General features: G+C 49.3%; 7 protein-coding genes. All 7 read right to left on the reverse strand.

What is annotated here, in order from left to right; genetic code table 11:
* Positions 1-272 (reverse strand): hypothetical protein (locus tag LBF86_09485; protein ID MDR0665729.1); only part of this gene is annotated, 272 nt, incomplete at its 3' end.
* A 15-nt stretch (positions 273-287) separates the two neighbouring features.
* Positions 288-1,196: an RDD family protein gene (locus tag LBF86_09490; GenBank protein ID MDR0665730.1), complete on the reverse strand. Its 909-nt coding sequence runs from the start codon at positions 1,194-1,196 to the stop codon at positions 288-290.
* A gap of 25 nt (positions 1,197-1,221) precedes the next feature.
* Positions 1,222-2,604, reverse strand: coding sequence for a tetratricopeptide repeat protein (locus tag LBF86_09495; protein MDR0665731.1), 1,383 nt, complete (start codon positions 2,602-2,604; stop codon positions 1,222-1,224).
* Positions 2,605-2,616: 12 nt separating this feature from the next.
* A complete protein-coding gene (locus LBF86_09500) occupies positions 2,617-3,120 on the reverse strand; it encodes a hypothetical protein (GenBank protein MDR0665732.1) in 504 nt (167 codons plus the stop codon).
* A gap of 4 nt (positions 3,121-3,124) precedes the next feature.
* Positions 3,125-4,717, reverse strand: coding sequence for a protein phosphatase 2C domain-containing protein (locus LBF86_09505; GenBank protein ID MDR0665733.1), 1,593 nt, complete (start codon positions 4,715-4,717; stop codon positions 3,125-3,127).
* Positions 4,711-5,430: a VWA domain-containing protein gene (locus LBF86_09510; protein ID MDR0665734.1), complete on the reverse strand. Its 720-nt coding sequence runs from the start codon at positions 5,428-5,430 to the stop codon at positions 4,711-4,713. Before LBF86_09510 ends, LBF86_09505 begins: the two co-directional genes overlap by 7 nt.
* Before the next feature lie 13 nt (positions 5,431-5,443).
* Positions 5,444-6,703 carry a protein kinase gene (locus LBF86_09515; protein MDR0665735.1) on the reverse strand — a complete coding sequence of 420 codons (1,260 nt, stop codon included), beginning with the start codon at positions 6,701-6,703 and terminating at the stop codon, positions 5,444-5,446.
* Positions 6,704-6,794: the final 91 nt, after the last annotated feature.

A 6,794-nucleotide genomic window follows, 5' to 3' on the forward strand; every position in this document is an offset into this window, starting at 1 on the left:
TCGACGATTTCGCAAGCCGCCGTTTCATCAATAAAGCGTTCGTCTTTTAGAAGACGAGCCTGAATCTTTTTGCAAGTTTCTAGATCGGTCGCGTTTGCGATCTCTTTTGCCGCTCCCGCTTCGATCGCCACTATTAGTAGATGGCGTTCTTTCTTAAATTCGCCCTTGGCGTAATCGCCTAAAAACGCTTTGTATTGTTTCGGATCGAGTAGAGCGTTTTTGTCCTGTTCGGATACTAGCCTTTGCGCGATCGATATAAACCCTGAATCCATTTTGTCTCCTTATTATTACGCTTTTATCACAAGCGTTCCCGCTAACATATCGTGCCAACCGCGTTTTTGGCTGTCGAACGCGACCCAAAGAAACCCTAAACAAAGCGGAATAGCTGAAATAATATAGGCAAAATATCTGCCCACAAGCTGCCCGCCTGACGGTTTGCCAAGCGTTTTAGCATCGACAATTTTTGCGCCGAATATCATCTTGCCCGGCGTGGCTTGTTTGGTCGCCCAGAAAGCTATTGCGTAAATAAACGCGACAACCATACCGACAATGTTTGCGAATGCTTGAAATGGGGGCGCGTCAAAATCGCTATCGCTCATTGAATTAAAAAAGCCCATAGCGCCCATTATAAAAAATAGCGCAAAAAAGATCGCAAACAGCAAAACGTTGTCGATAATATCAGCCGTCAGTCGCGCCCAAAAACCGATGTATTTTATCTGTTGACTTTGCGGCGGATACGACGTGTTTGGCGGATACTGATATCCGTTCTGCTGATAGGACTGTTGTTGCGGCGGCGCGTATTGCGGATAAGCGCTTTGCTGAGACGCGTATTGCGACTGCGAAGTCGATGGCGAAGCGTATTGCGAGTTTGGCGGCGTTGCGATCGATTGGCTATTATCGCCGCGTAGGACAAACGCTAAGAGATCGACGATTTCGCAAGCCGCCGTTTCATCAATAAAGCGTTCGTCTTTTAGAAAACGAGCCTGAATCTTTTTGCAAGTCGCCAGATCGCTCGCGTTTACGATCTCTTTTGCCGCTCCCGCTTCGATTGCCACCATTAGTAGATGGCGTTCTTTTTTGAATTCGCCTTTAGCGTAGTCGCTTAAATGCGCCTTGCATTGTTTCGGATCGAGCAAAGCGTTTTTGCCCTGTTCGGATACTAGCCTTTGCGTAATCGATATAAACCCTGAATCCATTTTGTCTCCTTTTGATTTGTTTTAATCAGTCTCGCAACAGATTATTCTGTCCCATATATAGCAAGAACTCGCAATTACCTAGTTCGCATGCTTTGCGCGCGTCTTTCGTCGCGCTATTTAGATCGCCTAAGTCAATATAAGCTACCCCTCGACTAACATAAACATTCGCGTCGTTTGGATCGAGCTTAATCGCTTGATTATAATCGGCGATAGCTTTGCTTTTGTCAGCCAAATTATAATAAGCGTTCGCGCGACCAACATAAGCGTTCGCATTGTTTAGATCGAGCTTAATCGCTTGATTATAATCGGCGATAGCTTTGCTGAAATCGTCTAAATTATAGTAAGCAAATCCGCGAGCAATGTAACCGATCTTGCGCTTTGGATTGTTTTGAATCGCTTCTGTAAGATTGGCAATCGCATAGCTATAGTTGCCTGCGATGCAATTAGTAAGCGCGCCAATAAAGCGTATTTCATCTAAAATATCCCCTTCAATTTTATTTGATTTGCCGAAGTCCGCGATCGCTTTATCATAATCGCCTAAATTAAAATAAGCGATTCCACGATATGCAAAAAATATATCATGTGAGTAACTAGGAGTTTTGACAATCGCTTTTGTATAGTCTGCGATCGCTTTATCATAATCGCCTAAATTGATATAGGCATATCCGCGGTTTGAATATGCTATCGCATCGTCCCGATCTATAGCAATTGCTTGTGTGAAATCGGCAATCGCCTTGTTGACTCCGTTTAGATAGTAATATGCGACTCCGCGATCAATATAATCTGATACCTTGGATCTGTTGTTTTCAATTACCCTGCTTCGCCGCTCGATTACTTCCTCAAAATCGCGCATTTTTAAAATGGCGGCTTTGTAGTAACTGTCGTCCATATTTTTCATAAAAGATCGAAGCGTGGGTTTACAATGGTCAGTTATTTTACTTTTTTCAGCTTGCAAGGACGTTAGTAATATTAAATTGCTATTTTGAACATTTTGAGCCATTGGTAACGACACATATTGTTGAGCCGCTTTTGGCTGAATGATCGCGACATTTTGAATAGCTGGCTTTGGCTGAACAATTGCCGAGCTCTGAATAATTGACTTATTTTGATCGCCGCGCAGAACAAACGCTAATAGATCGACGATTTCGCAAGCCGCCGTTTCATCAATAAAGCGTTCGTCTTTTAGAAGACGAGCCTGAATCTTTTTGCAAGTTTCTAGATCGCTCGCGTTTACGATCTCTTTTGCCGCTCCCGCTTCGATCGCCACTATTAGTAGATGGCGTTCTTTCTTAAATTCGCCCTTGGCGTAATCGCCTAAAAACGCTTTGTATTGTTTCGGATCGAGCAAAGCGTTTTTGCCTTGTTCCGATACTAGCTTTTGCGTAATCGATATAAACCCTGAATCCATTTTGTCTCCTTGTTATACTAGAATCGCTTTTGGCAGATTTGGTTCTTCAAATTCTTGAATCTCTTGCGCGGATCGAAAAGCAAATAAAAAATAGGCGGCTATTATGAGCGCCGCGATTATGGCGACGGCGATCAGCGGTTTTTGCCGCGATTTTTTACTTTTGATCGGCGCGGTTTGGGCATAGGTCGGTTTCGCGGCGGTAATTTTTAGCGAGTTGTCGTTTCGCAAAACGTAAGCTAGCAGATCGATCGTCTCGTTTCCCATATTTGCCGCGATAAAAAACTGATCCTTTAGGCGAAAAACCAATTCACGCTTGGTTTGCGCTAGATTTTCGGACTCTCTAATATCTTTTGCCGCGCCCATTTTGATCGCTATATGCAGTATATGCCGCTCTTTGCTGAAGCGTTTTCTAGCTTCCGTCGGCAGATAGGATTCGTATTTTGCGCAATTATCCAACGCCTCTTTGCCATAGCGTTTTACTATCGTTTGAATCGTTTCCGCAAAAGACGCGTCCATTTTTTTACACGCTATCGGGTAAATTGCCGTCGAATGGCGACGGGAATCTGTCGCCGCCGTTTTGCTCGCGATCGGTTTCGTCATCTGTTTCGTCGTTTTGCGTTTGGTTTGCGTCCGCTACGTTGTCGCGATCGCCGTCTGCCGAGGCGCTTGCGTTTGCTTCCTCGCGATTAGTTTCGTTATCCGCTTCGACCTCTTGCGTTTCATTTGCGTTTGGCGTTATATCGTCTTCTGTTTCGTTGTTCTCGGGGCTAATGTTTGCTTCCTCGCGATCGTCGCTGGCGTTGATCGTTTGCTCGCAATCGGTTTCGTCGTCTGTTTCGTCGTTTTGCGTTTCGTTTGCGTCCGCTAAATTGTCGCGATCGTCGTCTGCCGAGGCGCTTGCGTTTGTTTCCTCGCGATCGCCGGCGGCGATCGCGATTTCCAATGTTTGCGCGTCTTTTGGCGATTTAGCGATATAGATCGCAAAAAGCGCTAGCGCCGCCAACGTTAAAAGAGCGATTATTTTCAGGGCAAAAATCTCGTATGCTTTCTGCCCCTCGCGCTGTCGCGGCGTAACTGAGGCGATATTTGGTTTAGCGCCGTTTTTTGGCGCGTTCGAGGTTTGACTTGCTTTAGGATCGCTCGGCGCCTCTTTTTTCAGCGCAATTACTTTTGGCTCGCTCGACGTTGTTTCGGCGGGTTTAGGCGGCGGCGGTTTCTGCGCTTCTAGCTTCGCTTTCGCTCGTTGCGCGCTATCCTTGATCCGCTTCATATCGACGAGGATCGCCAAGCTGGAGTCGTCGCCTTTGCCCTTTTTCGCAAAGGAGTCGCATAACTCTTTAATCTGTTCGCAGGTGGAGCTGTAACCGTCGTTCGCGAAGGCGATAGCCGTTTGCAAATAGAGCTTATAAAGGTGTTTTTCATTGTCCTCTACAGGGTAGTTGTCGTCTATGCCGTCGCTGCACAAAAACAGCGCGACGGGCGGCTTGCTTTCGGACGCGAGATCGCAATAGACGCGCGGGCGGTCGTTCGCGTTGTAGTCGCAGATCGAGGTTGTAACGTTCAGAAAGCACCTATCGTCCCACGGCACGGGTTGCGTGAATGTTCCGTCCTCGTAGAGCGCGGTAAATCTCCCGTCGCCTATCTGAAATCCAAACCAGTAGTTTTCCGCAATCGCCGCGGCGATCAGCGTCGCGCCGTAGGCTTTGAACGCTTCGTCGCCGCCCTCGAATTTTTTACGATGTCTTTCGTCGCACCCGTCCAGCTCCTCTTTGGTAAAAGGGTTTTTGTCGTGGTCGCTTTCCACCTCGTATTGCCACAGGAGGACGACGTTTTTCAAAAGCGATCCGATCATCGCCGAGAGCGTCTCGCGATCGGACGGCTTGGGGCATTGGGAGACGAAATCGCTTATCGCCTTAATCGCGCACGCGACGGCAAGTTTTGCGCCCTTGTCGCTACGAAACGAGTTTGCCTCGCCGTGCCCGTCCGATACGACCGCGATTCGCAACGCGCCGCTTGAATACTGCGCGGAAGCGTCTTGGCATATCTTGCCCTCTTTTTCGTGGCTGGAGCCGATCGTCGTGTAGGCGAACGATTGATAATCGTTTTTCACCACTCGTCCCCGCCGTCTTGCGCGACCTCTACCTTGAACTCTCCTAACGCCTCGTTAAGCTCGTCTTGCTTTTGCGCGTCGGTAAAAGCGCCCGCGGCGGCGCTTCTGCTTGCCACTTGGGAGGCGCGAACGCTGACAAACTTGATCGCCTTTTTCAGCGCCGCGGCGCTATGCACGGTCAAGACCGCCTCGTGAGAGCCTGTGAATTCCGCCAAATTGTCGTAATCGGTTTCGTCGCCGCCAATCGCCACCGCCGCCTTAACGCCCGCCCTAAACCAATTGTTTTGCTTGAGCGCGTTTAGCTGGCTCTCCCACTCGTCCGTCGGAACGCCGTCGGAGAGCAGAAAGATCGCAGGGGCGTAAGAGCCTGTCGCCTCGCTCATAAACGCTTTGGCGGAGAGCTTCGCGTTCAGTTCGCGGCACGCCGCGCCGAAATCGGTAAGCCCGTTGGCGTAGATGGGATTCCAACGGAAGTTCGCGGGTTCTACGGGACCCGAGGGCGTAAGCCATCGCACGCCGTCCGAAAATTCCAGCGCCGCGATCTTGATTTGCGCGTCCGCGTTCTCCTCCGATAGCTCGCGCAACATGGGGATTACCTCCTCCATCGTCGAGTTCAACGTGCCGATCTTCGATCCGTCCATACTGCCCGAAGAATCGACGAGAAAGAACAACGTCATTGTCCGTCTGGGGATTGATACTTTGTCTAATAACGACATCTCTGCTCCTTGTTTAGATGATTTCCGCTTTGGAGTCGCCAAAGTCGATTTTGCAACCCTTGTTCAGGGCGATCGCGTTGTTGGGCTCAAGCGCGTTTTGGTCGATTTGCCACGTTTTTTCAGATTGGTTGTGCAGCTTATAGCCCGCGCTTTCGGCTATAACTTGCCCGATCTGCGTTTGAAAATCGTCGTCGTCTTTGTGGCTGTGGCAGGCGTAGAGTTTGGTTCTTTGGTGGATTGGCAGGTTGTATCGAGCGGTTTTTATATAGCCAAAAAACGGCGCTTTTTTGCCGCACTTATGGCAACCGTTTTGCGTTACGGGGTCCGCGAAATATACCTCGTTGCAAGCGCATTTATACACTTCGCCGCGCATTCTAATAAACAGATGAAGCCACTCGCGCTCTATGATTCTACGTAGGCGATCGCCCATTACCTCTTTGCTAAACGCCTTGATAAACTTCTCTTGAAGATAGTTTGGCAGAAGCGGAAAGCGCGCGATCGCGCCTCTGTGCAACCCTTGAACGGGGCGGTTTGACGAATCATTTGGATCGAATATAAAGATCGGGGTTTCGCCGTAGATTCGTCTTTCGTTTTTCGCGTCCATGCAGGGCGGGCAAGCGGCTTTGCCCTCTAGCGGGTGGCTATTTACCCAGAGCAAAAAGAGTATCACCGAAAGCGAGAAGCGATCGGATTGCGTATCTGGATCGCCGCCCTTGACTACTTCGGGCGCCATATAGCGCGCTTTGCCCGCTATGCCGCTGCTTTTGCCGAAGGCGGATACGTTGTCGTTGTCGCAGATAAGAACCGCGCCGTTTTTTGGGTTGATGAAAAAGTTGCCGTCGTTGAGGTCTTGGTAGCTGTAGCCTTTATTGTGAAGCTCTCTGAAACCGGCGACGATATTTAGCGAGGCGTTGCACATTGCCGTCAAGCCCGAGAAGGCGACCTTGCCGACTAGAAATTTTGAAAAGTCCGCATACTCTTTCGGGCGCAACGCCATAATGTAGCCAAACGTTTCGCGAGCGGGGTCGGTTATGTCCTCAGGCCAGAGAAAAGCGGTGGTGGGCGCGCCTATTTTTATGTTGTTTTCCAGATTTTCGGCAAACTTTTTGCGATCGCGAATGCGGTTGCCAAAATACCATTTGAGCGCTTTTCGCTCGCCGCCGTAATCAACTTCATAAACTTTGCCTTGCCCGCCTTCGCCAAGCTCTCTAATAACCTTCGCCGTTTTGAAATTTTTCGTCTGAACGGACGATCCGATCGTTAAGTTAGCCATCGGCGCGCCTTATCTAGCGCAAACGGCGTTTTGGGACGCGATACGCTTATTTTTACCGCATTAAGAACGAATGCGGGGGGGGGGGGGGGGC

Source organism: Helicobacteraceae bacterium, assembly GCA_031258155.1.
GTDB lineage: Bacteria > Campylobacterota > Campylobacteria > Campylobacterales > SZUA-545 > JAIRNH01.